This is a genomic window from Thiorhodovibrio winogradskyi (assembly GCF_036208045.1).
GTDB classification, from domain to species: Bacteria; Pseudomonadota; Gammaproteobacteria; order Chromatiales; family Chromatiaceae; genus Thiorhodovibrio; species Thiorhodovibrio winogradskyi.
Genome location: NZ_CP121472.1, coordinates 3,807,347 through 3,834,249, shown reverse-complemented (window position 1 = coordinate 3,834,249; position 26,903 = coordinate 3,807,347). Strand labels below are relative to the sequence as shown.

Here is a 26,903-nt window from a genome sequence, read left to right as displayed (position 1 = left end):
TGTTGCCGAGATGACACAAAGCAAGCAAACAAAGACCCAGGCCACCAGGCCAGCGCCCAAACTCTGGAAGTTCCATGGCGGGGTGCATCTGCCGGATGAAAAGGCCCTGTCGAATCAGACTGGCGTGGCCGCGGCGGTTTTGCCCAAGCGCTTGGTCATTCCACTGTCCCAGCACATCGGAGCGCCGGCGCGGCCCTGCGTGCAGGTGGGGGACCATGTCTTTAAAGGTCAGATGATTGGCGAGCCCCAGGGTTATGTCAGCGCGCCCGTGCATGCCTCCAGCTCAGGGACAGTGGTGGCCATTGAGCCGCACGCCATGCCGCATCCATCAGGCTTGCCGGCGCCGGCGATCATCATCGAGACCGACGGTCAGGACACCTGGGCACCCGATCTACCCGAGCCGGTGGCGGATTTTCATCAGCTCGATGCCGATGCGCTGCGCGCGCGCATTCGCCTGGCTGGTGCGGTCGGGCTTGGCGGCGCCTCCTTTCCCACCAGCGTCAAGCTCAATCCGGGCAAGGATCAGCCCATTGATACCCTGGTGCTGAATGGTGTGGAGTGCGAGCCCTATATCACCTGTGACGACCTGCTGATGCGCGATCGCGCGGCGGATATCATCACGGGCGCGCGCATTATTTTGCATTTGCTCGGCGCCGAGCGCTGCCTGATCGGCATCGAGGACAACAAGCCCGAGGCCATCGCGGCCATGCGCCAGGCGGTGGCCGAACAACAGGCCCAGACTCAGGCGCGCATCGAGGTGCTGGCCATACCCACGCTCTACCCGAGCGGCGGCGAGAAACAGCTGATCCGCATCCTGACCGGTCAGGAGGTGCCCAGCCACGGCATCCCGGCGCAGATCGGCATTGTGTGCCAGAACGTCGGAACAGTAGCGGCGATCACCGATGCGGTACTGCGTGGCCATCCACTGGTGGAACGCTATGTCACCGTCACCGGGCGCGGCATCGCGCGGCCAGGGAATTTTCGCGTGCGTGTCGGCACCCTGGCGAGCGAGTTGATCGCGGCTAGTGGCGGCTACTCGGGCGAACTGGCCAAGCTCATCGCCGGTGGCCCCATGATGGGCGTCAACCTCCAGAGTGACCGGGTGCCCATCACCAAGGCCACCAACTGTATTCTGGCGCTGACCCCGGCCGAATCACCAGACCCTGGCCCGGCCATGCCCTGCATCCGCTGCGGCCAGTGCGCGCAAGCCTGTCCGGCCAATCTGCTGCCGCAGCAAATGTACTGGCACGCGCGGGCAAAAGACCTCGACAAGGTGCAGGATTACAATTTGTTCGACTGCATTGAATGCGGCTGCTGCGCCCATGTCTGCCCCGCGCACATCCCGCTGGTGCAATACTATCGCTTCGCCAAGAATGAAAGCTGGGCGCGCGAGCGCGAGAAGCAGGCCTCCGAGCGCGCCAAGCAGCGCCACGAGGCCCGCGAGGCCCGGCTGGAGCGCCAGGAGCGCGAGCGCAAGGCCAAGCTGCGCAAGAAAAAGGAAGCCATCACGCCCAAGACCAAGACGGTGCCGGGCAAGTCGGCCGCCGTGGGCGGGGCCGGGCAGAGCGGAGGGTCAGTCCCCCCGACCGCACCTGAATCGGCGCAACAGTCAACGGAGCGCACAGCCGCCAAGCCGCGGACCGAAACCGCCGGGAGCGAGACATAATGGCCGGGTCTCTGACATCCTCGCCCCACAGCGCGCGCCCTTATCGCGTCGATCAGGTCATGCTCCAGGTGTGCCTGGCGCTGATTCCTGGCACCATCGCCATGGTCTGGTTCTTCGGCTGGGGCGTGATCATCAACATGGCCCTCGCCAGCGTCTTCGCCCTGGGTGCCGAGGCGTTGATGGTGAAAGCCCGTGGCCGCCCGGCACTGCCCGCCATCCGCGACCTGAGTGCCCTGGTCACGGCGCTCTTGTTCGCCATCACGGTACCGCCGACCCTGCCCTGGTGGCTGACGCTGCTTGGCATTCTGTTTGCCATTGTCATCGTCAAGCAACTCTATGGCGGTATCGGCTACAATCCTTTTAATCCGGCCATGGCGGGTTATGTCTTCTTGCTGATTTCCTATCCGGTCGCCACCACCACCTGGCTGCCGGCCGATGTGCCAGCCTTGCTCGAGGCCAAGGATTTGGTGCATCTGTCATTCGTGGATTCAGCACGGCTGATCTTCACCGGCGCCCTGCCGCCCGAACTCAGCTGGGATGCCGTCAGCGCGGCCACGCCGCTTGATGACATGCGCACCCGGCTCGACTCCAATGTGTTAATGGCGGAGATCCGCCAAAGCCCCTTGTGGGGTTTCGTTGGCGGTCAGGGTTGGGAATGGGTGGCCCTGGGCTTTCTGCTTGGCGGGCTTTATCTGATGTTTATCCGCGTCATCAGCTGGCACATTCCGGTGAGCTTGCTCGCTAGCCTGGCAGTGCTGGCCGGCTTGTTCTGGCTGTTTGATCCCAATCATTTTCCCGCGCCCTGGTTCCATTTGTTCTCGGGCGGCGCCATGCTCGGAGCCTTCTTTATCGCCACGGATCCAGTCAGCGCCGCCACCACCAAACGTGGGCAACTGGTGTTCGGCGCCCTGATTGGCGTGGTGGTTTTTGTGATCCGTACCTGGGGTGGCTACCCGGATGCCGTCGCCTTTGGCGTCTTGCTGCTGAACATCGCCGCCCCCACGATTGATCACTACACCCAGCCGCGCGTCTTTGGCCATGGCCGTCGGACCTGAATCAGCGTTTCCTCGGAGGATTGAGCGATGAAAACCACACCCATTTTGATTGCCGGCTTCGTCCTTGGTGCCTTCTCCGTGGCGGGTGTCGGCCTGGTGGCGGTCACCCATGCGATGACCGATCATCAAATCGCCGAGAACCGGCGCAACGCCATGCTGAGCAAGCTCGAAGCCATAGTGCCCGCCGGGCGGCTGAAGAATGATCCGCTGGCTGATCGCATTGAGGTGAGCGTCCCTGAGTTGCTCGGTGGTCAGACGACTGAAATCTTTCGCGTGCGCGACGGCGATGATCCCGTTGCGCTGATCTTGCAACCTGTGGTGCCTGACGGCTACGCCGGCCCCATCCGCCTGCTGGTCTCGGTGCTGCCCGATGGCACCCTGGGTGGGGTGCGTGTGCTGGAGCATCATGAAACTCCAGGCCTGGGCGACAAGATCGATGAGAAAAAGTCCGATTGGATCATCAAGGAGTTCACCGGCAAGTCCATCGGCAATCCGCCGGCGGAGCAATGGCATGTGAAGCGCGACGGCGGGGTGTTCGATCAATTCACTGGCGCTACCATCACCCCGCGTTCCATCGTCGAGGCGGTCTACAACACCCTGACCTATGTCGACCAGGAGGAACAGCGTCTTTATGCCGAGCCGGCCATGGGCGCCGGGGATGCAATGCCACCCGCCAAACCACACCAGGCGAGCCCACAAGCGACCGATCAGGCCGGGATTGATCAGGCCAGAAGTGATCAAGCGCCAACAACTTCGGCTCGCGCCACACCCCTGACTGTCACAGATCGCGCGGGAGCCTCCTGATGGCCGATACAACCTACGGATCCCTGGTCAGCGACGGCCTGTGGAGCAACAATCAGGCGCTGGTCGCCATGCTCGGGCTATGCCCACTGCTGGCGGTCACCACCACGGCCACCAATGGACTCGGCATGGGCCTGGCCACGACCGCGGTCCTGGTGCTGTCCAACGGTACTGTCTCCCTGATCCGCAATCTGGTGCGCCCGGAAGTGCGCCTGCCGGTCTTCGTGCTGGTCATCGCGTCTTTCGTGACGGCGGTGGAACTGACCATGCAGGCCTATCTGTACGAACTCTATCTGGTGCTGGGGCTGTTCATCCCGCTGATCGTGACCAACTGCGCCATCATCGGCCGCGCCGAGGCGTTCGCCTCCAAGGCCAGGTTGGACCAAGCCCTGGTCGATGGCTTGGCCATGGGCGCGGGTTTTACCCTGGTGCTGATGGTTTTGGGCGGCATCCGCGAGTTTCTCGGGCAGGGGACCCTCTTCCACCAGGCGGAGCTGCTACTCGGACCCGCCGCGGCCGGCTTTGGCCTGTCGCTGGGCGAGAACTTCCAGGGTGCGCTGCTGGCGATCCTGCCGCCCGGGGCCTTTATTGGTCTGGGAATGCTGATTGCACTCAAGAAGGTGATCGACAAAGGTGCCGAACGGCGGCGTGCCAAACAACCAAGTCCCAAGCAACCAAGCCCCAGCGTCGCTGTGTCTGAACAGGAGGCGCCACTCGCGGCGGGCTAGTTGGCGGGCTGTTCGGCGACTGGGGGGACCTTTCTCAAATACCCAACTCATCGAACAGGGCGTCATCCACCTCTGACTGAATGGCGGCGCTCTCCTTGCTGGCGCCGCCATTGTGCTGTTCGGCCAGGATGCGGTCAGGGTCGGTTTCCTCGCGCTCGAAGTCATGGAGCTTAATAAACTCCGTCTTGTCCATGGCTAGCTCCAGGTAGAACATTTTGTTCTCCCTGGTTTTGAAGGCGACGCGTCGCGCCTGGGGGCGGTCGAGATTGGTGTCGATGCTAACCATGACCTCCTTGTTAATGGTGAGCATCTTGGGCTGGTTTTGGGTGATGGAAACCAGCAGTTCATGGCCGACATTGCCGGTAAAATCCCCAACGATCTGGTTCATCAACTCGCCGAGCATGTTGCCGACTTCCTCCGAGGTATGCTGAGTGGCAAGTTCCGACTCCGGCATGCCCATGTGGATCATGTAGGCGCGATAGATTTCCATCGCCGATTCGGCCGAGAAGTTAATCACCACTAGGCCGGAAAATCCGCCGTCGAAGAGCACAAAGCAGCCAATATCCGGACGCAGACAGGTGCGGGTGATCTTCTGCACCATGGGTGAGTAGCTGATGCCGGTGTTGGTGGCGGTGGAGAGTACCTTGGTGACCGAGGAGCAGAGCATGGCCAGAATGGCTTCGGTCGAGATGATTTTGGGTCTTGCCATGGCGTGGGCCTCGGGCAGCAGGGTGGGCGGTTCCGACTCGGAACCGCGACAAACTCAGGCCACGTCGAGACTGGTCCGTGCGGAAAGGGGCAAGGCCGTTTAAAACGAAGCTGAGAACTGGATGGTGAGCCCAGCGTGGCTGGGCATCGACAGCTTCTCAGTATAGCCTAAAGCTTGAGATGAGCGGGCTCTTGGCCCAAGCGAAACGGTGAACTGACCCGTAAATGAATGTCACCAAGAATAATGGGGAATGACGGGTCATGATGGCGCCCTGTGAGCATTCCCTGGAACTCTGTCCCCCGGAACTCTATTCCCCGCAGTTCTATCCCCCAGAAATCTATTCAGGTGTTGCCGTGCTGCTGTCTGGGTTTTCTTCCCGGCCGGGCAGCATCCAGCCGGCGATTAGCAGCAGCACAATGCCGCTGATGGAGATCCAATACCAGCCGGGCAGTCGCACTGGACCCCATTGGTAGACCGCGCCGGCGCTGATCATGACGCCATTGGGTACGGGGCGAATCCAGCTGATGCCGTAGGGCAGGGCGCCTTCGCTCTGATGCACGGCCGTGGCGGTGGAGGCGACTTTCAGCGCATCCGCGGTTTCAATCAGGTCGACATGTAGCAGATGGCCGTCGGTGCCAATCCACAGGTGCTGCGGACGATCCTGGGTGGCCGGTGCCAGATAGAGCGCCAGCACTCGCGTCTTGCCATGCTCGGCATCGAGCGGTTGCCAGGTGTCGCCTGGCCGGGATTGCCAAAACAGCCCAGATTTAGTGCCGGCAATGAGCTTGCCACCCTCGGTGACGGCAAAGCTGTAGACATAGGCGTCCCGCGGCAGGCCCTGATTATTGGCTGGCCAGTCGTTGCCCATGGCCTCCACTGTAGTGCTGTGCACGCCAGCCCCCACGGTGCCGGCGTGCAGGTAGGTCTGTCCCTGATTGTTTTGCCTGATGAAGCGATAAACATTCATCCCGGCGTTGAGCAGTTGGTTGCCCTCGGGCGCGAGCAAATGGATGCCCCGGTCGTTGCCGATGACCAAGCCGAGGGGTGTTTGCATCAGATCCCCCACGCGTTCGGAGAATTGGGTGCCAGGCGGGGGGTTGTAGAGTCCAGCGCCGGTGCCAACCGGGTGCTTGGCCGGATCGCCGATGATGGTGGTGATGGGATGGCCGCCGAAGTCGAGCGGTAGGTGCTGCCACAGGCCGTCCTGATAGCGCCAAACTTCGCCGGCGGAGGTTCCGGCCAGCAGAGGCTGGGACTGGGCATCCTTCGGGTCGGTGCCGCCGCCGGCAAGGTCGGTCACATGGCCAGTGTAGGCCGGGCTGTTGCGCTCGAGCCGCTCGCCACCCGGGAGCAGCGGACCGGCAATGGTGAGGATCAGGCCAAGCAGGGCGACAGCCAGGGCTATGGATTTGTTTTGTTGCGCGGTCATGTCCTGCATCCTCTCAGCGGTGGGGGGCTTGTCACGGCGCCTTCAGGCGCGCCTCAAGGTGATTTGCTCGAGTGTCTCACGCTTGCGATAGACCGTGCCCTGAAAGCTGGCCAGGGTGTCGTCGGTTTCGTTCGAGATACGGATTTGGTAGGTCGCGAGCTTGGGGTTGAAGGCAATCTCCTCGGCATCGGCGAACAGGGTACCGGAGCTGACGCCCTTATGGTAAGCGATGGAGACATTGATGCCGAGGGCGATCTGACCATGAGAGTTGGATGCCACGGCAAAGGCCAGATCGGCCAGGGCGAAGATGGCCCCGCCATGCACGATGCCGACGCCGTTGAGATGGCGCTGATCGATCTCCAATTTGGCGCGGGCGCGCCCGGGGCCGACCTCAAGCAGCTCAATACCGAGGTGGTTGGCGAAGTGATCGCCGCTGAAGTATTGCCGCACCATGGCTTCATCCATGCTCAATGTCTCCGCTTTAAGTAGGATCCTGTCGTTTCGGCTAAGGCTCAATCGCTGCCTTCGCGCCGGTCAATCACCCGCTTGGCCTTGCCGACAAAACGCTCCAGACTGCGTGGCTCCACCAACTCCACCTTGGCGCGAATGCCGGCGATCGCGTGGATCTCTTGAGCGATGCGGTCGCGCAACGCCTGCATGCGGTCCATGCGATCCGAGAAGGTCTCGCGCTGGATTTCCACCTTCACCGTCAGTTCATCCATTGATCTGCCTGGGGTGCCAGGGCGCTCGACCTCAATCAGATAGTGGGCGGTGGTGCCCTCGACCCGCAACAGCGCTTCCTCGATCTGCGAGGGGAAGAGATTGACTCCACGGATAATCAGCATGTCATCGCTGCGCCCGCTGATCCGGCTCATCCGCAGGCTGGTGCGCCCGCACGGGCAGGGGCCGCGATACAGGCGGGCGATGTCGCGGGTGCGATAGCGCAGCAGTGGCATGGCCTCGCGCGTCAGGGTGGTGATGACCAACTCGCCGGGCTCGCCCTCGGGCACGGGCTCGAGTGTGTCTGGGTCCAGGCATTCGACCAGGAAATGATCGTCCTGGATGTGCATGCCGTTGCGCTCGGCGCATTCGCCGCTGACGCCTGGGCCGATGACCTCGGACAACCCGTAGTTGTTAAAGGCCTGGATGTCGAGCTGCTGTTCGATCTCCAGGCGCAGATCCTCGGTCCAGGGTTCGCCGCCAAAGTGACCGAAGCGGATCGGCAGGCCGCGCGGGTCGATACCCAGTTCGCGCGCGCCATCGGCGATGGTCAGCGCATAGCTCGGGGTGCAGATGAGCACCTCGGGGTCGAGGTCGCGCATGATGGTGAGCTGGCGGCGCGTGTTACCAGCCGCCGCCGGAATAATGGCCGCGCCGACGCGCTCAATGCCGTAGTGCAGACCAAAGCCGCCGGTAAATAGTCCGTAGCCGAAGGCCACCTGCACCGTGTGCTGGGGTTGCAGCCCGCCGGCGACCAGAAAGCGCGCGCACAGATCGGCCCAGAGCGCGAGATCGCCTTTGGTGTAGGCAACAAAGGTCGGCGTGCCCGTGGTGCCGGAGGAGCCGTGAATACGCGCGACCTCGGCGCGAGGGACGGTCAGGAAACCAAAGGGATGATGGCGGCGCAGGTCGTCCTTGGTGGTGAAGGGCAGGCGGCGCAGGTCGTCGAGCGAGCGGATGCGTTGGGGGCCGAGATCCTGGCGCTCAAAATAGGCGCGATAGAAAGGCACGGTCGCGACCCGCTCGACCAGGGCGCGCAGGCGCTCAATCTGCAGTGCCTGGCGTTGTTCGGCGGCCTGGGTCTCGGCGACCGGATCCCAGATGCTCGCGGACGCGGTCTGGCTTGAGAAGGCGCCTTGGGACGACGAGGAGGACTGGAGAGACTGAGAACTGGGCATGCGCTCAGGCGTCGGCATGAATCAGCTCATCGCTGTCGAGTGCGCGTATGCCCTGATCGAGCAGTACCTTGATCGCCTGATCCGGGTCCTCGAAGCGAAAAATCAGAATCGCCTTGCCTGGGCGATAGGACGAGAAGGCGTACATGTATTCGATATTGACACCAGCCTGGTCGAGCACCTTGAGCACTTCGGCCAGGCCGCCAGGTCGGTCTTCGACATCCACGGCGACGACCTCGGTCAGGTTGGCCACCCAACCGCCGTCGTCCAGCACCTGCCGGGCCTTGTCCCAGTCGCGCACAATAAGTCGCAGAATGCCAAACTGCGCGGTGTCGGCCAGCGATAGTGTCAGGATGTTAATGCCAGCGGCGGCGATGGCCTCCAGCGGCGCATCCAGCCGGCCTGGGCGGTTTTCGAGAAAGAGCGAGAGTTGTTGGAGTTTCATGAGGCAAGTTCCAGTGGATTGGAGCTGACAAGTCCCGACGCTTCGGCGTCGTCTTCTGGTCGAGCAGGGACGAGCAGACGAGCCGATATAGACATTTAGTCCCCGCGTCTGTCGATCACCCGCTTGGCCTTGCCCTGGCTGCGCTCGATGCTGCGCGGCTCGACCAGGCGCAGGGTAACGCGGATGCCGATAATGCGCTCAATGGCCTGGCCCAAGCGGGCGCGCACCTCTTCCATGGCGCGCACCTCGTCGCTAAAGACCTCGGGCGTGACCTCGACCTCGACTGTCATTTGATCCAGCCCCTGCTCGCGGGTCAGGATGATCTGATAGTGCGGCAGGGTGCCCTCGACCGCCAGCAGCGCGGCCTCGACCTGGCTGGGGTACACATTAACGCCACGCAGAATGATCATGTCGTCCGAGCGGCGGCCAATGCGGCGGATGCGCCGAATACTGCGCCCACAGGAGCAGGGCTCGGGGATGATGCGGGTGATGTCGCGCGTGCGATAGCGGATCACCGGCATGGCTTTCTTGCTCAGGGTGGTGATGACCAGTTCGCCCTCCTCGCCGTCGGGCAGCACCGCGCCACTTTCGGGGTCGATAATCTCCGGGTAGAAATGATCCTCGAACACATGCAGCCCGTCCTGCGCCTCGCATTCGCTCGCCACCCCGGGGCCGATGATTTCCGACAGGCCGTAGATGTCGTAGGCCTTGATGCCGGCGGCCTCCTCGATGCGCGCGCGCATGGCATCCGACCAGGGCTCGGCGCCGAAGACTCCAACCTTGAGCGGCATGTCGCGCAGATCGGCGCCCAAATCGGCGGCGCGCTCAATCAGGTAGGTGAAATAGCTCGGCGTGGCGCACAGGGCCGTGACGCCGAAATCACGCATCACCATGATCTGACGGTCGGTGTTACCGCCGGAGATGGGAATGACGGTGGCGCCCAGGGTCTCGGCGCCGTAGTGGGCGCCCAGGCCGCCGGTGAAGAGGCCGTAACCGAAGGCATTTTGCAGAATATCGCCGCGATGCAGCCCGCAGGAGGCGAAGGTACGGGTCATCACCTCGGCCCAGACTTTGAGGTCTTCTTGGGTGTAGGCCACCACAATCGGCTTGCCGGTGGTGCCGGATGAGGCATGCAGACGCACGATATCCGACATGGGGCTGGCAAAGAGCCCGAAGGGATAGGTGTCGCGCAGATCGGTCTTGATCATGAAGGGCAGGCGCGCGATGTCGGCGAGACCTTGGATGCTCTCGGGTGTGAGCTTGCGCTCCCGCATCCGGGTGCGAAACAGCTCGACATGCTCGTAGGCACGGCCGATAACCGCGCGCAGACGGCGCAGCTGAACCTCTTTCAGGCGCTTGTCGGGCAGAAAATCCGGTGCGCTGGCCGGGTGAAAACCGCCGGCGTCGTCGTTCCAGAGCGCGTTGTGCATGGGGACTCCGTCCAAAATCAGTCAGGCGAAAATCAATCAGGTTGAGCGCAGCGGCGCCCGAGCTCGAAGGCTTCGTCGTTGATGCGATGCAGCTTCTCGGCCAGATGCGCGTGCATGGCATTGAGCCAATGGTCCTCGTCGATCTCCAGCACGCCAGACAGGGCGCCGAGCATGGCGACATTTAGGCTCTTTTTGTTCTTGAGCGCATCGGGCGGGATGACATCGGTGGTCAGCAGCACGCCCTCGGCGCGCAACAGCGGACGGTTGATTTCGATCTGGGTCGGTTCGAGCACCAGCAGCACATCGGCCTCGCCCGCCGGCACCATGGGGCTCAGCACCCGCTCGCCAAAGCGCACGTCGCTGGTCACCGAACCACCGCGCTGGCTCATGCCGTGCAGTTCGCTTTTCTTGACATCAAAGCCGGCGCGAAAAGCCGCCTCGGCGAGAATATCCGACGCTGTGATGATGCCCTGGCCGCCGAGGCCGGCAATGACGATATTGGTGGTGCTGTGGGTGGATGTCATGGTTACCGTATAGGGCGAAATGCATTCGCCCCGTCTGATGGATGTGAATGGAATCGACGCCTGGTCTCGTGATCTTCAGGCTGCCGGCGCCGCGGTGCAATGTTGATCCGCTGCCTTTTCATACAGCCGAATTTTGGGCGCGGCCAGCACGCAGGGCTGACGCACGATCATCAGCGCGGTTTCATCGCGCGCCAGGCACTCGGCGATGCGGGCTTTGAGATCGATATTCTTGGCGGATTCGTCGATGAGGTCCACATGCGCGATCCCCATGGCACGGGCGACGGCGGCGAAATCCATGCGATGGGCGCGGCTGTGGTCGATTGCCCGTCCGGTGCCGGGGTGCTCCTGTTGACCGGTCATGGCGGTGGTTTCATTGTCGAGAATCATCACCAGATGCCCAGTCGGCGGCGGATTGTAGGCCATCTCGGCCAGACCCGTCAGGCCGGAATGCACAAAGGTGGAGTCGCCAATCACGCTGACCACCCGGCGCGCCTGGTCCGGTGGCAGCGCATGACGCAGCCCCAGCCCAGCGGTAATGCTCGCGCCCATGCACACGCAGGTGTCCATGGCCGAAAAGGGCGGCAGCACGCCCAGGGTGTAGCAGCCAATGTCGCCGGCGACAATGCAGTCAAGATCGCGCAGCGCATGAAAGACGGTGCGATGCGAACAACCGGGGCAGAGTTCCGGCGGCTTGCCCTTGGGCGGGGTCGGTTCCTCGCTGTCATCGCCGGCGACGATACGGCGCACCCGCGCGACATCCAGCTCGCTGAAACGAAAGCGCTCGGTCTTGCCTTCAACCGGGATGCCGGCGGCGCGCACTTCCTCGACCAGCACCGGGTCGCCTTCCTCGATCACCAGCACGCGCTCGAATTGGGAGGCGAAGTCACGGATGCGTCCGATCGGCAGCGGGTAGGTCAGCCCAAAGCTGAAATGACTGGCCTCGGGCGCCGCCTCGCGTGCGTGCATGGCGCTGATACCGGTGGAAATGATGCCGAGCGAGCGGCTGCCCATCTCGGTCTGCATCGGCCCCTCGGCCTCGTTCCAGGCAGCAATGTCGGCGAGCTTGGCGCGCAGCCGATGATGCGCGGGCTTGGCATAGGCCGGGATCATGACCCGCGCCGGGACATCGCGGCGGAAATCGGCCACCCGGGGCGCGATGGGCGCGCGTGGCAGCACCGGTGTGAGGGAATGACACACCCGGGTGGTCAGGCGCAGCAGCACCGGGATCTTCCAGCGCTCGGACAGCTCATAGCCGAGCCAGGTGAAATCATAGGCCTGCTGCGAATCGACCGGCTCCAGCATCGGGATACCAGCGGCGCGCGCATAGCGGCGGTTGTCCTGCTCGTTTTGGCTGGAGGCCATGCCGGGGTCATCGGCCGAGACAATGATCAGTCCGCCATCGACATCGGTGTAGGTGGCGGTGAACAAGGCATCCGCCGCGACATTCAGCCCGACGTGCTTCATGGTCGCCAGTGCCCGCGCGCCGGCGAAGGCGACGCCGATGGCGACCTCCAGCGCGGTTTTCTCGTTCGGCGACCATTGCGCGCGCCCGCCCAAGCGATCAAGGGTTTCGAGGATTTCCGTCGAGGGCGTGCCGGGGTAGCCGATGCCAAGCGCGGTGCCGGCATGCAGGGCCGCGAGAGCCACGGCATCGTCGCCGCTTAGGAGCTGGCGGGATTTGGTCAGGGAGTCTGTCATGGTGCGGAAACTCTGTCTTCAAGCGATTCTTGCGATGATTATCAGCGCAACCTCTGGCAGCGGCAACCCATGGGCGGGATGGCCGCCAGCAACCTGGGGTTGGCCAAACAAAGGGATGTGCCCGGGCCTACCAGGCCAGGTTGATTTCCGCGCGCACGAAGTAGCTGTTGTCGCGGCGATCCTTGGCGTAGTAATTGCCAGGCAGCAGGTATTCGGCGACCAGATGACCGGAGAGGTGTTTGTTCACTTTGGTCTTGATCCAACTGGTGAACAAATGCCCGCGAAACTTGCCGTCATCGGTGATGTTGGCGAGCTGGGACGCGGTGCGGGTGCTGTTCTCATTGGCCCAGAGTGCGTGGTAATTGACGGTGACCGTGGTGGTGTCGTGCGCTAGGGCGCCCCAGCCGATATTCAGCCGTTGCAGGTTGGTGGCTTCGGCGACGCGGCTTTCAAGCGGCCACTGATAGACCATCAATTCGCTCCACTGCGGCCAGCGAGCCCAGAGCGGATCGAAGGCCTGATCGGTGCCGCTGTCGGGATCATTGCCCGAGAGATATTCGTACTCAAAGTGCACCGACTGCTTGAGCGGTCCGCCAAGCAAATAACCGAGGCGCCCGTTGAAGCCAAAGGCGCTGAGATCGGCGTCGTTGCGCGTGCCCCATTCGTAGATTGTCTCGGCGCGCAGGCTCCAGGTGTCCGTCAGTTTGGTGTCGATGCGAGCGCCAAGACCATGGATGTCGCCGGTGTCGGACGGGGAGGGGAAGGGTGCGCCATTGTTCTTGCGCAGGCTGTCGAGACCAGGGACGTAATTGGTCAGCTTCTCGCGGTTGTGCTTGTAGATGAAATAACCGTCGACCAGACCATCTTGCAGCAGGCTTTTGTTGCGCAAGTAGAGGATCGCCCCCGTCTCATACTGCTCGGTCTGGTCTTCGATGTCATCATTCAGGGGCTGTGGGAAGCGCCCGGTATCAGCGTCCTGGTCGATGTAAACGAGGTCAATGGTGGTGTCGATCGCCTCGAGTTCATAGGTCGCGCGGGCGGCATCGAAGTAGATGGTGCGCGAGCCATCGAGCGGGGTGCCGTCAAGGATCAGCCAGCCGTTGCCAAAGATGAGATCCTGGCGACCAAGTTTGAAGGTCAGTGGCAGGCTGGCAATGGGCTTGAGATCGACATTGAGTTGATCGAACAGGATGCCGCCGCTGTACCAGTCCTCGAATCCGGGCAGAGGGTAGCTGTTCGTATCGGGCTGCCCATAGTGACGGCCTTCCCAGATCAGCCGCGTGTTGATGCCAAACTGCTCATTGGGCTTGTAATTACCCCACAAGCGCAGGCGCAGGCGCTGAAAATTGCGATCCGCGGTGGCGCTATTGTTATCGAGCCCCACATTGCCGATATAGATTTGGCGCAGGCGCAGATCCGCGCCCCAGTCGAAAGGATTGCTGGCTTGCTCTGGTGCGGCCAATGCGGCAGTGGATAGCAGGGTGGCGACGAGCAGGCCAGACTGGCGTGGATTAAAGGTCATGATCAGCTTTCCTCTCTTCAATCGCCCAGTCACGGTCGATAGGTGTCACTTCATCGGGCGCGGCATTGCGGCGCGCCAGGCCGTAGATCAAGGAGACAATGGTCATCAGGATGCAGCCAAGATAGGCGATGATGACCCAGGGATCGGGGATGCCAAGCATGGTGGTTTCCTCGGTTAAGAAGCGGATACGCGGTAGCGATTGCGATTGCTGGCACTCGCGAAACATTGTTCCAGATGTGCCTCATCTGGTTTTCGGGTCAAGGCACTGACGATAATCAGCGTCAGTGCCGACAATGGCAGCGCGATCACAATAGGGTCCACCACCGGCCAATTGGGTACATCCGCGAGCAGACTCGGTTTGCCGCCGGTGACCAGTTGCACCAGCCCGATGGCCTTGGCCTCGGCGCTTTTGATGAACACCAGCCAGAAGGCCGAGACGCCGAAACCAACGCTCATGGACGCCAGTGCTCCAGCGCGGGTGACGCCCTTGAAAAAGAGCCCGCCAATAAAGGCTGGCATGAAGGCGGCCGCGCACAGGCCAAAGAAAATCGCGGTGAAGCGCGCGATCACATAGCCCTCGCGAACCGTGTAGCTGATGGTCACGGCCACCAAGAGCCCAACAACCACCGCCAGGCGCATGGCCAGCAAACTGGGCTCGCTGCCATGCGGCTTGCGGCTGATTTGCTCATAGAGATCCCGCCCGGCCGCGGTACCGATAGTATGGAACTGACTCGACATGGTGCTCATGGCCGCTGCTAGCATGGCGAGAAAGAAAATGATCCCGAACCAGTGGGGCAAGGCGGTGGAGATGAAGGTGGGAATAATCTGATCGGCCTCGCCCTTCACATAGGTGATGATGGACGAGCGTCCGGAGACCAGCTCGAAGGACTCACCGCTGGCATCCGCCGCCTGCTCGCGGGTGGTGATGATGAGCGGCACCACGGCGGGTTTCTCGTCCTTGCCCAGGATGGGCGTCCAGGCACCGACGTCGTTTTGGCGCATCAGGCCGACCATGGCGCGGTCCTTCTCGGTATCCATCACCTGTTCCACCTGGCCTTTCAACAGTGGTCCATGCTGGGCAAACCAGGCATTCGACAGGCTGCCAACGATAAAGGGCGTGCCTGTCATCAGCATGATAAAGACCGCGCCAATGGGCACCGCGCGGTCGAGTTCGCGCCGGCTGCGCACCGTCATGAAGCGCACCGCGAGCTGCGGTTGCGCCAGCACGCCGATGCCGACACCCAGAATGATGGTGCTGACCACAATCCACCACAGGTTGTAGCTGTTCGCGCCCCAGCCAAAGGCGGGCATTTCCGTCCAGCCCTGATGGCCAATGGCCTGCAGCTTGGCCGGCACCATGTCCGCCATGTCGGTCAGGAAGCGATGCGCCTCACCGATGCCACCAAGTTGGCTGTAGGTATACCAGAGAAGGAAAATCATGGCCGTGATCATCACGAATCCTTGCAGGGTATCGGTGTACATCACGGCCTTGAGCCCGCCGGGCACCACATAGGCGGCGGTGATGAGGGCAAAGATCAGCAGCGCGACCTCGAAGTCGATGCCAAACTGGGTGGCGGCGAAAATGCTGCCGCCGGTCATCACAGCAGCTGAGTAAAGCGGCATGAACAAAAACACCAGGGCCCCGGCGAAAATCTGCACCGCCCGGCTCTGATAACGCAGTCCCAGCAGCTCACCGAAGGTGTGGGCACCGAGGCGATGCCCCATGCGTCGGGTGGGCTCGCCCAAAAAGACAAAGGCGATGAAAATGCCCACGCCAATGTTCAAAAAAGTGAGCCACAGCAGGCTCATGCCAAAGAGCCCGGCGACTCCACCAAAGCCGACGATGGCCGCCGTGGAGATGAAGGTCGCTCCGTAGGAGACGGCCATGATGATGGGGTGCGCGGAGCGCCCACCAACCAGAAAATCCGCCGCCGAGCGGGTGCCGCGGTAACCCAGCCAGCCGAGGTAGCCGGTGGCGATCACATAGAGAAGAATGACCAGAATGTCGATCCAGCCAAGCCCGGACTGTCCTGTCATGCGTGCCCCCTCGAGTCGCGCCCGCGGGCGCTTTATGTCATTGTTGCGGAGTTTCCGTGACGCTTGTCACAAAGTTGTCGTCAAGCTGGCGCGGCACCATACGCAAAACGCAAGTCCATTTCATGGACCTGGCGCAATAAAACCTTCATTTTTTCAGGTTTTGATCTTTTTCGATGTGGGCCAATGGTCGCTGGACTGAACAGAGGAAGACCAGGGTGCGACCAGGGTGCGAACAGGTTGCTAACAGGAGACGAACACAAGATGGAAAGCTTCAAGGTGGTGCGACCCGAGCATCTGAACCACTATGGCTACCTTTTTGGTGGTTTTTTGCTCAAATGGGTGGACGAGATCTCCTGGATCGCGGCGAGTCGCGACTACCCAGGTTGCCGCTTTGTCACAGTCGCCATGGACAATGTCGAGTTCCATTGCAGCGCCCGCCAAGGCATGGTGCTGCGCTTTGATGCCAGCGAGAGCCGGCGCGGCACCACCTCGGTCGCCTACCGGGTAACGGTCTTCAGCGATGACCTGGACACCGGCGCCGAGACGCAGATCTTCTCCACATGTGTCACCTTTGTGCGCCTGGATGCGAGTGGCGAGAAAATGCCTTTACCCGCACCCAGCACCCCTGAAGTGCTCTAAACGGGCGGAGCTAATGATGCCGAGCCTGTCGCTGCAAAGCCTCCAACCCCGCCATGGGCTGGCGTCGGTTGATCTGGATATTCCCGCCGGAGCGCTGGTGTTGCTGTCGGGCCCCTCGGGCTCGGGCAAAAGCCTGCTGCTGCGCGCGATTGCCGACCTCGATCCGCACCAGGGACGGGTGCATCTTGGTAGGCAGGCGCTTTCCGCCATGGCGCCGGCGGACTGGCGCCGGCGGGTCGGCCTGCTGCTGGCGGACTCCGGCTGGTGGGCGGAGCGCGTTGGTGCCCATTTTCCGGTCCCGGCCGATCTGGCCAATCAGGCCGAGCTGGCTCATCAGACCCAGCAGGAAAGCGCATTGGCTCCCACTGTTGCCTTGCTTGAGGCAGTTGGATTTTCTCCAGAGGTGCTCGACTGGCCGGTCGCACGCCTGTCTACTGGCGAGCGCCAGCGCCTGGCCCTGGCGCGCTTGCTAGCCAACCGGCCCGAGGCGCTGCTGCTCGACGAACCCACGGCCAATCTTGACCCAAGCAATCGCGAACGGGTGGAATCCCTGGTGCTTGACTACCGCGAAACTCAGCAGGCCGCCGTGCTTTGGGTCAGCCATGATCCCGAACAGCGTGCCCGTCTGGCGGCACGCACCGGCGCGCGGCGCTTGCTGATTGACGCGCGGCGCCTGGTGGAGGAATCATGAATCTCATCCTGCTCAGGCCCTGGGATCTCGGTCTGGCCGCCCTGTTGGTGCTGCTGCTGGCCTGGCTGTCCTGGCGGTTGCATCTGGGGGTGGAAAAGCGTGTGCTCATTGCCGCCGCGCGCAGCACGGTGCAACTCATGCTGCTCGGGCTGGTGCTGGGTAGCCTGTTCGCCACCACCCATCCCTGGCTGATCGGTGCCCTGGCCGTGGTGATGCTCTCGGTGGCCGGCTGGGAGGTGCGCGCGCGGCAAAAGCGCCGCTATCGCGGCTTCTGGGGCTATGGCATTGGCGCGCTGTCGATGTTTCTGTCGTCCTTTAGTATCACAGTGCTGGCGTTGACGGTCATCATTCGGGTTGAACCCTGGTATCAGCCGCAGTATCTGATTCCGCTGCTCGGCATGCTGCTCGGCAATACCATGACCGGGGTGGCGGTGGCGCTGGACAATCTCACCCGGCAGGCCAGCGACGGGCGCGCGCTCATCGAGGCGCGGCTGCTGCTCGGCGCGCGCTGGGATGAGGCCATCGGCGAGATGCGCCGCGATGCCCTGCGCTCCGGGCTGATTCCCATCGTCAATGCCATGGCCACCGCCGGTTTGGTCAGCCTGCCAGGCATGATGACCGGACAGATTCTCGCTGGCAGTCCACCGCTGGAGGCGGCAAAATATCAACTGCTTATTATGTTTCTGATTGCTGGCGGAACAGGGCTCGGCAGCCTGACGGCGGTCTGGATTGGGTCGCGGCGGCTGTTCGATGAGCGCGAGCGTTTGCGGTTGGATCGCCTGGGTCAAGGGTAATCACTCTCCACCAGCAATTCCACATTTGGGTGTTTCATCTGGTGTAGAAGCGGCTTCCAGCTGCTTCATGACTCGCCAAGATGCGCGTCTACTGATGATCGGGCTAATAACCAGACGTTGGAAAACGAAATGTGGAATTGCTGACTCTCCATCGAGTGCCGAGCTCTTGGTACCGATCACCGGGTACCGATCACCGGGTACCGAGATCTGGTTCCGAGTGACCAAGGTGTTGCCGGCATTGATCAACACACCACCTGCCGAGGGCATGGACCATGACGGTTATCTGGAATCGCGCCTCACTCATCCGGCTTGTGCCAGCCATCCTGCTATTGGGCGGCTGTGGTCAGTCCGGCCCCGACTTGGCCCTCGGCACCCTGGAGCGCGACCGCATCGCCCTGACCGCGACCGTGGCCGAGGTGATAGTCGCGCTGCCGGTGGCCGAAGGTACTCAGGTGACCGATGGCACCCTGCTCGCGCGCCTGAACGACCAGGTGCAGCAGGCCACGGTGGCGCGGGCCGCGGCCGAGGTCGAGCAGGCCAGGGCGCGGCTTGCGAAATTGCGCAATGGCCCGCGCCCGCAGGAGATCGCCGCGGCGCGCGCCAAGGTTGATGGCGCCGAGGCCGAACTGCGCGAGGCGGAAATCACCTACCAGCGCAACAAAGAGCTGATCGAGCGGAAATCCGTGAGCAAGGCCGAGCTTGATCGCACCCTGGCGCTGCGCGATGCCGCCCAAGCCTCCCTGGGGCAGGCCGAGCAGGCACTGGCCGAGCTGAACGCCGGCTCGCGCAAAGAGGATCTGGCCGCCGCCGAGGCCGAGCTGAGCGCGGCCGAAGCCCAACACGACTACGAGCAGGCGCGACTGGCCGAGCTGAGCATCACCGCCACCCGCGATGGTGTGCTCGACAGTCTGCCGTGGAATCTCGGTGAGCGGGTGACCCTTGGCAGCCCGGTGGCGGTGATGCTGGCCGGCGCGGCACCCTATGCCCGGGTCTATGTGCCCGAGCCCCATCGGGTCAAGGTTAAGCAGGGGGATCGGCTTAGAGTCAGAATCGACGGCCTGGCCGAACCCATCGCCGGCGAGGTGCGCTGGATTAGCGCCGAGCCGGCTTTCACTCCCTACTACGCCTTGAATGCCGAGGATCGCAGCCGGCTGATGTATCTGGCCGAAGTCCAGCTGCCCGACAGTGCCGCCGACCTGCCCAATGGGGTGCCGGTGCAGGTTGAGCTGCCGTGAACCGGCTCTCAGGTGAGGTCACCGGCTCAGTCACCAACCTGGCTGCCAATGAAGGCGCCAGTGCTGAGACCAGTGCCGAGACCAGCGCAGGCACCCGTCCGGCCGTCGGCGAGCCGGCCATCCGGGCGCGCGGCCTGAGCCGTCGCTTCGGCGATCTGCTTGCCGTCGATGGGCTGGATATTGATGTCGCCCCGCGCAGCATTTACGGCTTTCTTGGGCCCAATGGCTGCGGCAAGACCACCACGGTGCGTCTGCTGACCGGGCTGCTCACGCCATCGGCCGGCGAGGTGACAGTGCTCGGTCACCGCCTGCCGGCCGAGGCCGAGGTCCTCAAGCGGCGCATCGGCTACATGACGCAGAAGTTCTCCCTCTATGAAGACCTGACGGTGCGTGAGAACCTGCGCTTTGTCGCCAGCATCTATGGCCTGCCGCCGCGCGAGTCCCGCTCGCGCATCGCCGAACTGCTCGCCACCTATGCGCTTGAGCGGCTCCAGCACCAGCGCGCCGGCAGCATGAGCGGCGGTCAGCGCCAGCGTCTAAGCCTGGCGGCCGCCATCCTGCATCGCCCGGCGCTCTTGTTTCTCGACGAACCCACCTCGGCGGTCGACCCTGAAAACCGCCGCGACTTCTGGGAGCGGCTGTTTGATCTGATCGACGCCGGTGCCACTATTTTGGTCTCCACCCACTACATGGACGAAGCCGAGCGCTGCCATCGCCTGGCGATTCTGGAAGCCGGTCGTAAGTGCGCCGACGGCTCGCCAGCTGAATTGATGGCCGCCATGGGCGCCCGAGTGCTGGAAGTTGAAGGGCCGGGTCTGCGCCAGCTCAAGAGCGAACTGATCGCGCTGCCCGAAATCCTCTCCGCTGCTCAACTCGGTAGCCGGCTGCGGGTGTTGGTGAGCGATGAGGTCGCCGAGCCCGCGGCTTGGCTGCGCGCTCTGCCTCAAGCCAGCGGGCTGACGCACATCGACCCGGTGCGCCCAAGCCTGGAGGATGTCTTCGTGACCTGCACCGGAACTGGGGCTGGGTCTGATCGGGGAGGGCCTGACACCGGATCTGGATCTGGCCGAACTGCCGATCCAGCCGCCGAGCCAATCGAGACACTGAACCACCCATGAACGCCGCCCGCCGCATTCTCGCCATCCTGACCAAGGAGCTACTGCAACTGCGCCGCGACCGCATTACCCTGGCCATGGTCATCATGATCCCGCTGATTCAGCTCATGCTGTTCGGCTACGCCATCAACACCAAGGTGCGTGACATCCCCGCCGCCCTGGTCGACCAGAGCGGCAGCGCTCTCGGGAGGGTGCTCGCCCAAACGGTGCAAGCCACCCAGGTGGTGCGCTTCATTGAGCAGCATGCCGATATTCCCTCTGCCGAGGATGCCCTGCGTGAGGGCCGGGTGCGCGCGGTTCTAATCATTCCCGCTGATCTGGCGCGGCGCGTTGCCCGCAGCGGTAGTGTGCGCCCGGACCTGGCCACGCCGCCCGCCACTGATCAGGAACTCAGTCGCCCGGTGGCGCAATGGCTGGTGGACGGCTCGGATACCGTGATTGCCGGCGCCATCAAAGGGCTGCGCGCCATGCCGCTGGCTGAATTACTGCGCCAGCCGGTTAACCGCGCCACGCCGACCTTTGCCGTGGCGTTGCTGTTCAATCCGGCGCAGCGCTCGGCGATCAATATCGTGCCCGGCTTGGTCGGGGTGATACTGACCATGACCATGATCATGTTTACCTCGGCCGCCATTGTGCGCGAGCGCGAACGCGGCAACATGGAAATGCTGATCAACACCCCAGTGCGGCCCATCGAGCTGATGATCGGCAAGATCCTGCCCTATATCGCCATCGGTCTGGTGCAGGCGGGGATTATCCTAGGGCTGGGTTATCTGGTGTTTTCCGTGCCCTTGCAGGGCAGCCTGTTGGCGCTGGCGGTGCTAACCCTGGTGTTTATCGGCGCCAGCTTGTCGCTGGGGCTGGTGCTCTCCACCATCGCCAAGAGCCAGTTGCAGGCCACCCAGATGACGATTTTTATCCTGCTGCCGTCCATCCTGCTCTCGGGCTTCATGTTCCCCTACGAGGGCATGCCGCTGGCTGCCCAGTACATCGCCGAGGCGCTGCCGGCGACCCATTTCATTCGCGCCATTCGCGCCGTGCTGCTGCGCGACGCCGATCTCATGGACATCCAGGAAGACAGCCTCTGGCTGCTCGGTTTCATGCTCATCGGCCTGGTGGTCGCCTCCCTGCGCTTCAGTAAGCGCCTGGATTGATTGGCGCTGTATGGTGCGGGGCCGCGCCTTAGCTTATTTTGGCGTTATCATTGAGCGGTTGATGATTGGCGCGGAGTCTTGACGCCAGGTTGCCGACCTGGCAGGGATACGGTCTGAACGTCATTGCTGTGCGGACTCGCCGCACTGCCCCTAATTGCCCCGTTTGGCCCGCTAGGATGACGAGAGACGGAGACGAAGACGAATACGAAGAAGAAGGAGCCGGATGATGAAATTCCTGTTCTATGCCTGTGCAATCTTATTGGTTTTGTTCTTAAACGCTTGTAGCCCCAACCCGATCAGCTCGCGTGGTGCTTACCCGGCGACATCTTGTCCTTGTTATAGCAGTAGAAACTGCTTCGGCCCACGGGGCGGGCGTTATTGTGTCAACGCTAGGGGTCTCCGTGTATTCCGATAATTGATTATTCGGCCTCAACCCCGATGCGTTGTATTGACGCGTTTTGGTTGGGGCTCTGTTTTCCCAGAAGGTGCCCTAATCGAGAACTCGTTCGCTCGCCTGCTTTACATAGGCATCCGGCACCAGCTCTTTCAGGCCGCTGGTGGTCAGTTCCTGTTGGGCCGCCGCCGCGCTTTGGTAAGGGCCGAGCATGACAACATAAAGTCCTGGGGTCAGGCCCCGGTAAAAGGCAGTCTCCGACACAATCAGCCGCTCCGAGGGAAAATTCCGCTCAATGGTGCCCGCGAGCAGGTTCGCCTCGTTGAGGCCTGCTTGAGTTTCGGGCAGGCTGCCGAGGATCACGAACCAGCCCGGGTCCGATGCCCTGGACGATGCAAAGGGGGCGAGGGTTATCAGCAGGGTCAATACGAGAAGCAGCCAGGGCTGGTGGTCTTGGTCAAAACGGATCTTCGGTAACGCAGGCATGGGTCAATCTCTTGAGTGCGTGGCACCAGGTGCCGGGAGTTGGCAGCAGGAACCCATCATCGACAAATCCCGAATGCGGTCAACTGCTATGTTCGCAATCATGCGCGGTGGTTCAATCCCTGCGTTGTTAGCGCTTTGCTGCTTCGCGCTTATAAAATCGACGCCATCAGCACATTTCAGGCACAAGCGCGAGCAACTGCTGCGCGTGCTTCAACCCCCTTCAACCTGAGTGACGAAGGTCGGCCTCTGGCCGAGATACCGGTGATAGGGGTCGCGGGCGACTGATCTCGGCTAGCCGGGCTTCTAGTGCGATTCGCGCGCGCGTCTCTTGCCGCTCGCGTGCTTCCGCCGCTTGCCAGGCCTGGTCGATTTCCGCGTAATTGGGCAGATCATGGCCGGTGCTTGGGTCGTGAAAGCGCAGTGTCTCGCCGCGCAGATGTAATTCCAACCCAAGCACCTCGCTGACGAAAGAATACCTTTGCCCGAAAGGCGAGGGGCGGCGAATCGGACGGTACTCGCCCTCGCTGAGGCGCAACCCCTGCAAGCGCGGCTTGAGGTAATCATCCGTTGGATCGTACTGCCAGTATTCCTGCACGCCGAGGTAGGCATAAAGGCCGCGCTTACTGCCCTGATTCTCGCCGCGCGTGCTTGCTGAGGTGATTTCCAGTCCGAACGCGGGCGGCTGGTTGTCCTCCAGCCAAAGCTTGTAGGTGCGCCGCTCGCGCTTGGCCACCCCAAAAACGACGAAGCAGTCCGGCGCCACACAGGCACGCGGGTTGCCTTCTTCGGAGTAGAGCAACAGATTGCCGGAGACATAAACATCCTTGCGGTCGTGAAAATGGCGCTCAAGAGCCTCGATGGCATAGGTCAGGTAACGGCGCTGAACATCGCTCTCCGCCAAGGGCTCATACGTCGCTCTCCGGGTAATGAATCTCGGCGTCGGGAAAGGCCTCGGCCAGGAGTGGATAGGGCATGAAGCGCCTCCCTGATGTGAGGCTGGAACGAGTGATGAAAGCCTGTTTCTAGCATCATGGCGCGATGGCGGGCGTCGGCCCGCGTGCCGTCAGCAATTCCAAATTTGCTGTTCTGATGGGACGCTAGTCCCCCGAGCTCATCGATGTTGCCGGTCTGGCGCTATGCGTCCGTGTTGACCCCGAGGAGCACGAAGCCACCGAGCGCGCGGCCGAGATCGCCGGAATAGGCGGCGAGCGCGACCGAGGCGACGACCCCGATCAGCGTGTCATGCTTGCGCTGGATCACGGCAATCGTGCCCCCGGCGCCGGCTGCGACCGCGGCGAGGAGGCTGTACCAGCCGGTGCGAACGCGCTCCTCGAGCAGCGGTTTCGCGACCAGGTTCGCAGCGCTCGAGAGGATATCGGTGAGGTTGCACACCCAGGTGGTCACGACCGCGGCAGCGATGGCCAGCACCAGCCCAGCGAACAGCACGAGGAGTGCGCGTCCTGCCGTCAGTGGCATGATCGACGTCCTCATGTTGGCCTGCGAGCACGATCGCCGCTGCGGCGATGACATGGACCTGATGGCGGATCTCGCGCTCGGAGCCCGCGCCCGATGCGCCGCTTCGGGAGCAGCAAGATCACGACGCCGTCGTTCCCGCGCAATTGCGTTTCCAACGAAGCGCGGCGATAAGCGGTCAGGCTCTCGTCGATGTGGATCAGGACGTTGGCTAGCTAAATGTTTATGTTGTCTTTCTCTCTGATGTCTTCGCGTTGATGGTCGGGCTGCACCGGAGAGCAGCAAACTCTGTGCCCGGATGCGTCGCGTTAGGAATCCATCTTGCCCAGCTTCAAACCGTGGCGCCGCGAGTTGAGTTAAGTCCAAGTTGAGCCTTGGTGCTCACCGTCCAAGCGTGTGGAATCTGTTCCTGCTTGTCTCGATTGAGCCGGCCCGCAGGCTCGGCCGGTACTGCTGTCGGTTTTGCAGTCATGATCCAGATTGCGGCCAGCAGCGGCACGATGGCCAAGATCCCCCACCCGGTCCAGCGTCGGGCGCCACGCCAATACTCTGCTGGAATCTCGCCAGTGGCCTCGAAGCGGCTGGCCTGGCGCGCTTGGCGGATCTGGGTCGGGATCAGAATCAGCGCCCAGAGCAGCCCCGAGATGCCAAACAGGATCTGACCCCAGACCAGCCAATGCACGCCGAAGGGGTCAAGCCCCGCGACCCAGGCCATGCCGAAGCCACCGATCAGGATCAGCACCACACCTCCGAGCGTGAACCACCAATCGGTCAAGGTGACCAAGCGCTGGCCAAAGGCGATCACCGACGGCTGACCGGTGCGGTCGGCACCCAGCTTCCAGGCCAGGGTCACGATGACATTGCCGACCAGGAGCACAACGCCGAATAGATGGACGGCTTTCAGAACGGCATAGAGCAAGGCCATCTCCGTTGATTAATGCCCGTTAGTCGGCGTCCAGCCGAGCCCCCCGACATGATGCGGTTGAGAGAACACGAAGTCGCGCTCGCTGACCTGCGTGTGACAGTCGAAGCAGTCCTTGGCCGGGTCGATGTCCATCGCTGAGCCGTCCGGCGTCAGCAGTGCGAAGCGCCAGCCGCCGGTCTCCTCGGCGCCCTCGACCTTCTCCATCAGGGCGATCGCCTTGCCCTCGCCCTCGTTGCGAATTGGACCATCGCGGGTGATCTCGTAGACCAGGCCGACGAACTCGGCGCCGACGGGATAGGGTCCACCCTGCAGGAATGCCTCAATGCCTGCCTTGTTGAGATAGAAGTGATGGAAACCGTGCAACAGATCCTCGGGGTCATCAATGGCGATGGCATTGATGAACTGGTAGTCGTCGAGATTCTTTGGCATTGCGCTGCTGTCGTCTTGCTGTGGCTCGGCCATTGTTGTGGCTGCGGCGAATAGGGCCGTAAGCGCGATCAGGTAGGGGAAGGTCTTGGATCGAGACATGATGTCACTCCACTTAAGTTGAGTGTTGACTAGGAGTTTTGACTAGGTTGAGTCTTGGGCTGGGTTAGGCCGCGATCGATCAGCTTGCCCGAGCAGATTAAGCAGAAGTCGTGCCAGATTTGCGGGTGCGCACATGCGGCTGTGATCCTAGGTCATCGATCAGCTGCTAGACGTTCGATCAAAGGTGGCGTTCATCTGGCCGGCTCCCTCGCAGCCCGGGGTGGCGATGCAGGTGATCTCGGTGGCGCCGAGCCTGATGCGGTCGCCGTCATGGTGCCGATGCAGCTTTGGCGGCGGCGGGGAGGCCTAGACCTCGCCGGTGCGATCAGCCGTGGCTGGCGCCTGTCGCGCGCTGCCAGAAATCGGCCTCCTCGGCCATTACATGGATCTTGATAACATAGACCAGGTTTTGCATCGGCCCGAGCTTGAGTCGCTGAACCTGGTGCTGGGGCTCGGAACGATCTCCATTGCCTCGGGTGCTGTTCCTTAGGGCACTGCCCCCTCGGGCGTTGCCTGATAGCCTAGCATTCAGCTCATCCCTCACTCATGCTCCCGGTCGGTGTCCGATTCTTGGCGAGTTGGTCCACCGTGCGGTGGGCTTACATCCCTGTCACCATGGCGGTGAAGAAGATCAGCGCATCGGGATGTCCGCTCGCGAGGGCGGTCATGGCCAGGTCGGGGCAGAACCCAACCAGGCCCAAGCCGACACCAAAGAGCGCGGCGCCAATGAGCAGCCGTTGATCGATGTCGTTACGGGTCGGGATGTGGAACTCGGTATCGAACAGCGGGCTCGAGCGCTGCTTGATTCAAGGGTAGAGCAGCAGTTAGACACCGGCCGAGCCGACCATCACCAGGATCAGGCTCGGATCCCAGTCGCAACCGAGATCAAGAAAACCAATGCCCTTTTCGGCAATGTCATGCCGGAGACACCAAGACCCACCGCGAACAGAGCGCCGGAGAGGAAGACGACGAGATAGCCAAGCATCAGAAGCCCTCCCAGACATGCCGGACCGTGGTCGCGGTAGTGATCGCGAAGCCGACGAAGACCGCGCTCGCGACCAGTGATCGCGGCGCTAGCCGACCGACGCCGCAGACCCCATGGCCGCTGGTGCAGCCGGTGCCGATGCGGGTGCCGATGCCGACCAGGAAGCCACCGAGGATAATCGTCGAATTCGAGACGTCGAAGCGCAAATCCATCGCCGCTGGCTGCGGCAGCAGGATCAGGGCCGCTCCGGTCATGAGTCCGGCCAGAAAGACCGCGCGCCAAAGCGTGTCACCCTGCTGCGGCCTGAGCAAGCCGCCCATGATGCCGCTGATGCGGCCGTTGAAGGCGATGCGGCCGTTGAAATAGAGTAATGCGATAGTGGCGAAACTGATCAGTACCCCGCCGATCGTTGACAGGACTGGTGTGTAGCCTTCCATCATGAACAACCTCTCGCTAACAAGACCAGCTCCAGTGATCAGCAACAAGCGGGCCAGCTCATGGCCCCAGCTCATGGCCACTGAGGTTGGATGAGGCTGGATCTGGGTTTG

The 26,903-nt window shown here is 62.5% G+C and carries 28 protein-coding genes; 10 read left to right on the top strand and 18 right to left on the bottom strand.

All coding sequences use genetic code 11. The features are described 5' to 3' along the window. The first annotated feature begins 10 nt into the window (after positions 1-10). From rsxC to Thiowin_RS17580, 4 genes are read left to right on the top strand one after another with little or no spacing between them, the layout of a single operon-like run. Positions 11-1,666: an electron transport complex subunit RsxC gene (gene rsxC, locus Thiowin_RS17595; protein ID WP_328984272.1), complete on the top strand. Its 1,656-nt coding sequence runs from the start codon at positions 11-13 to the stop codon at positions 1,664-1,666. Then, positions 1,666-2,721 carry an electron transport complex subunit RsxD gene (gene rsxD / locus Thiowin_RS17590; protein WP_328984271.1) on the top strand — a complete coding sequence of 352 codons (1,056 nt, stop codon included), beginning with the start codon at positions 1,666-1,668 and terminating at the stop codon, positions 2,719-2,721. The genes rsxC and rsxD overlap by 1 nt, the downstream gene beginning before the upstream one ends. Positions 2,722-2,748: 27 nt before the next feature. After that, the gene (gene rsxG, locus Thiowin_RS17585) at positions 2,749-3,525 is read left to right on the top strand and encodes an electron transport complex subunit RsxG (RefSeq protein WP_328984270.1); all 777 of its coding nucleotides are present in this window, start codon (positions 2,749-2,751) and stop codon (positions 3,523-3,525) included. Further along, positions 3,525-4,250, top strand: a complete 726-nt coding sequence (locus Thiowin_RS17580) for an electron transport complex subunit E (protein WP_328984269.1) — start codon at positions 3,525-3,527, stop codon at positions 4,248-4,250. Before rsxG ends, Thiowin_RS17580 begins: the two co-directional genes overlap by 1 nt. A 34-nt stretch (positions 4,251-4,284) precedes the next feature. On the opposite strand, the gene Thiowin_RS17575 is transcribed toward Thiowin_RS17580, so the two are convergent. The 11 genes from Thiowin_RS17575 to Thiowin_RS17525 form a co-directional block, all read right to left on the bottom strand. Further along, the gene (locus Thiowin_RS17575) at positions 4,285-4,959 is read right to left on the bottom strand and encodes a DUF3334 family protein (RefSeq protein ID WP_328984268.1); all 675 of its coding nucleotides are present in this window, start codon (positions 4,957-4,959) and stop codon (positions 4,285-4,287) included. 337 nt (positions 4,960-5,296) lie between these two features. Continuing rightward, positions 5,297-6,388 carry a ligand-binding sensor domain-containing protein gene (locus tag Thiowin_RS17570; RefSeq protein WP_328984267.1) on the bottom strand — a complete coding sequence of 364 codons (1,092 nt, stop codon included), beginning with the start codon at positions 6,386-6,388 and terminating at the stop codon, positions 5,297-5,299. Between the two features lie 42 nt (positions 6,389-6,430). Then, complete coding sequence (locus tag Thiowin_RS17565) at positions 6,431-6,853, bottom strand: PaaI family thioesterase (RefSeq protein WP_328984266.1); 423 nt, start codon at positions 6,851-6,853, stop codon at positions 6,431-6,433. A gap of 47 nt (positions 6,854-6,900) precedes the next feature. Further along, positions 6,901-8,304 carry a phenylacetate--CoA ligase family protein gene (locus tag Thiowin_RS17560; protein WP_328984265.1) on the bottom strand — a complete coding sequence of 468 codons (1,404 nt, stop codon included), beginning with the start codon at positions 8,302-8,304 and terminating at the stop codon, positions 6,901-6,903. Further along, positions 8,291-8,728: an ACT domain-containing protein gene (locus Thiowin_RS17555; RefSeq protein ID WP_328984264.1), complete on the bottom strand. Its 438-nt coding sequence runs from the start codon at positions 8,726-8,728 to the stop codon at positions 8,291-8,293. Before Thiowin_RS17555 ends, Thiowin_RS17560 begins: the two co-directional genes overlap by 14 nt. Positions 8,729-8,823: 95 nt before the next feature. Beyond that, positions 8,824-10,158, bottom strand: coding sequence for a phenylacetate--CoA ligase family protein (locus Thiowin_RS17550; RefSeq protein ID WP_328984263.1), 1,335 nt, complete (start codon positions 10,156-10,158; stop codon positions 8,824-8,826). 32 nt (positions 10,159-10,190) lie between these two features. Continuing rightward, complete coding sequence (locus Thiowin_RS17545) at positions 10,191-10,682, bottom strand: indolepyruvate oxidoreductase subunit beta (RefSeq protein WP_328984262.1); 492 nt, start codon at positions 10,680-10,682, stop codon at positions 10,191-10,193. A 75-nt stretch (positions 10,683-10,757) separates the two neighbouring features. After that, positions 10,758-12,380 (bottom strand): thiamine pyrophosphate-dependent enzyme, encoded by a 1,623-nt coding sequence (locus tag Thiowin_RS17540; RefSeq protein ID WP_328984261.1) that lies wholly within the window; start codon positions 12,378-12,380, stop codon positions 10,758-10,760. A gap of 127 nt (positions 12,381-12,507) precedes the next feature. Beyond that, positions 12,508-13,902, bottom strand: a complete 1,395-nt coding sequence (locus Thiowin_RS17535) for an alginate export family protein (RefSeq protein WP_328984260.1) — start codon at positions 13,900-13,902, stop codon at positions 12,508-12,510. Continuing rightward, positions 13,892-14,062 (bottom strand): symporter small accessory protein, encoded by a 171-nt coding sequence (locus tag Thiowin_RS17530; RefSeq protein WP_328984259.1) that lies wholly within the window; start codon positions 14,060-14,062, stop codon positions 13,892-13,894. The genes Thiowin_RS17535 and Thiowin_RS17530 overlap by 11 nt, the downstream gene beginning before the upstream one ends. Positions 14,063-14,076: 14 nt before the next feature. Beyond that, on the bottom strand, positions 14,077-15,939 hold the full coding sequence (locus tag Thiowin_RS17525; RefSeq protein WP_328984258.1) for a sodium:solute symporter family protein: 1,863 nt from the start codon (positions 15,937-15,939) through the stop codon (positions 14,077-14,079). A gap of 261 nt (positions 15,940-16,200) precedes the next feature. On the opposite strand from Thiowin_RS17525, the gene Thiowin_RS17520 reads away from it, so the two are divergent. The 6 genes from Thiowin_RS17520 to Thiowin_RS17495 all read left to right on the top strand — a co-directional run bounded on the left by Thiowin_RS17520 (position 16,201) and on the right by Thiowin_RS17495 (position 21,564). After that, complete coding sequence (locus Thiowin_RS17520; RefSeq protein ID WP_328984257.1) at positions 16,201-16,578, top strand: acyl-CoA thioesterase; 378 nt, start codon at positions 16,201-16,203, stop codon at positions 16,576-16,578. A gap of 16 nt (positions 16,579-16,594) precedes the next feature. After that, complete coding sequence (locus tag Thiowin_RS17515) at positions 16,595-17,269, top strand: ABC transporter ATP-binding protein (protein ID WP_328988113.1); 675 nt, start codon at positions 16,595-16,597, stop codon at positions 17,267-17,269. Further along, the gene (locus tag Thiowin_RS17510; protein ID WP_328984256.1) at positions 17,266-18,063 is read left to right on the top strand and encodes an ABC transporter permease; all 798 of its coding nucleotides are present in this window, start codon (positions 17,266-17,268) and stop codon (positions 18,061-18,063) included. The genes Thiowin_RS17515 and Thiowin_RS17510 overlap by 4 nt, the downstream gene beginning before the upstream one ends. 272 nt (positions 18,064-18,335) lie before the next feature. Next, positions 18,336-19,298, top strand: a complete 963-nt coding sequence (locus Thiowin_RS17505) for an HlyD family secretion protein (RefSeq protein WP_328984255.1) — start codon at positions 18,336-18,338, stop codon at positions 19,296-19,298. Next, on the top strand, positions 19,295-20,416 hold the full coding sequence (locus Thiowin_RS17500) for an ABC transporter ATP-binding protein (RefSeq protein WP_328984254.1): 1,122 nt from the start codon (positions 19,295-19,297) through the stop codon (positions 20,414-20,416). The genes Thiowin_RS17505 and Thiowin_RS17500 overlap by 4 nt, the downstream gene beginning before the upstream one ends. Continuing rightward, positions 20,413-21,564 (top strand): ABC transporter permease, encoded by a 1,152-nt coding sequence (locus tag Thiowin_RS17495; RefSeq protein WP_328984253.1) that lies wholly within the window; start codon positions 20,413-20,415, stop codon positions 21,562-21,564. Before Thiowin_RS17500 ends, Thiowin_RS17495 begins: the two co-directional genes overlap by 4 nt. A gap of 490 nt (positions 21,565-22,054) precedes the next feature. Here the strand turns inward: Thiowin_RS17495 and Thiowin_RS17490 are convergent, their stop codons facing one another. The 7 genes from Thiowin_RS17490 to Thiowin_RS17460 form a co-directional block, all read right to left on the bottom strand. Next, positions 22,055-22,444 (bottom strand): hypothetical protein, encoded by a 390-nt coding sequence (locus Thiowin_RS17490; RefSeq protein WP_328984252.1) that lies wholly within the window; start codon positions 22,442-22,444, stop codon positions 22,055-22,057. Positions 22,445-22,664: 220 nt separating this feature from the next. After that, positions 22,665-23,345, bottom strand: a complete 681-nt coding sequence (locus Thiowin_RS17485) for a Uma2 family endonuclease (RefSeq protein ID WP_328984251.1) — start codon at positions 23,343-23,345, stop codon at positions 22,665-22,667. Between the two features lie 233 nt (positions 23,346-23,578). Then, positions 23,579-23,920, bottom strand: coding sequence for a DUF389 domain-containing protein (locus Thiowin_RS17480; RefSeq protein ID WP_328984250.1), 342 nt, complete (start codon positions 23,918-23,920; stop codon positions 23,579-23,581). 328 nt (positions 23,921-24,248) lie between these two features. Beyond that, positions 24,249-24,836 carry a DUF2269 family protein gene (locus tag Thiowin_RS17475; RefSeq protein ID WP_328984249.1) on the bottom strand — a complete coding sequence of 196 codons (588 nt, stop codon included), beginning with the start codon at positions 24,834-24,836 and terminating at the stop codon, positions 24,249-24,251. A 15-nt stretch (positions 24,837-24,851) separates the two neighbouring features. Then, entirely contained in the window at positions 24,852-25,370 is a 519-nt protein-coding gene (locus Thiowin_RS17470; RefSeq protein WP_328984248.1) for a cytochrome P460 family protein, read from the bottom strand. A gap of 599 nt (positions 25,371-25,969) precedes the next feature. After that, positions 25,970-26,116 (bottom strand): DUF6691 family protein, encoded by a 147-nt coding sequence (locus Thiowin_RS25425; protein WP_408034230.1) that lies wholly within the window; start codon positions 26,114-26,116, stop codon positions 25,970-25,972. A gap of 238 nt (positions 26,117-26,354) precedes the next feature. Further along, a complete protein-coding gene (locus Thiowin_RS17460) occupies positions 26,355-26,795 on the bottom strand; it encodes a YeeE/YedE family protein (protein WP_328984246.1) in 441 nt (146 codons plus the stop codon). Positions 26,796-26,903: the final 108 nt, after the last annotated feature.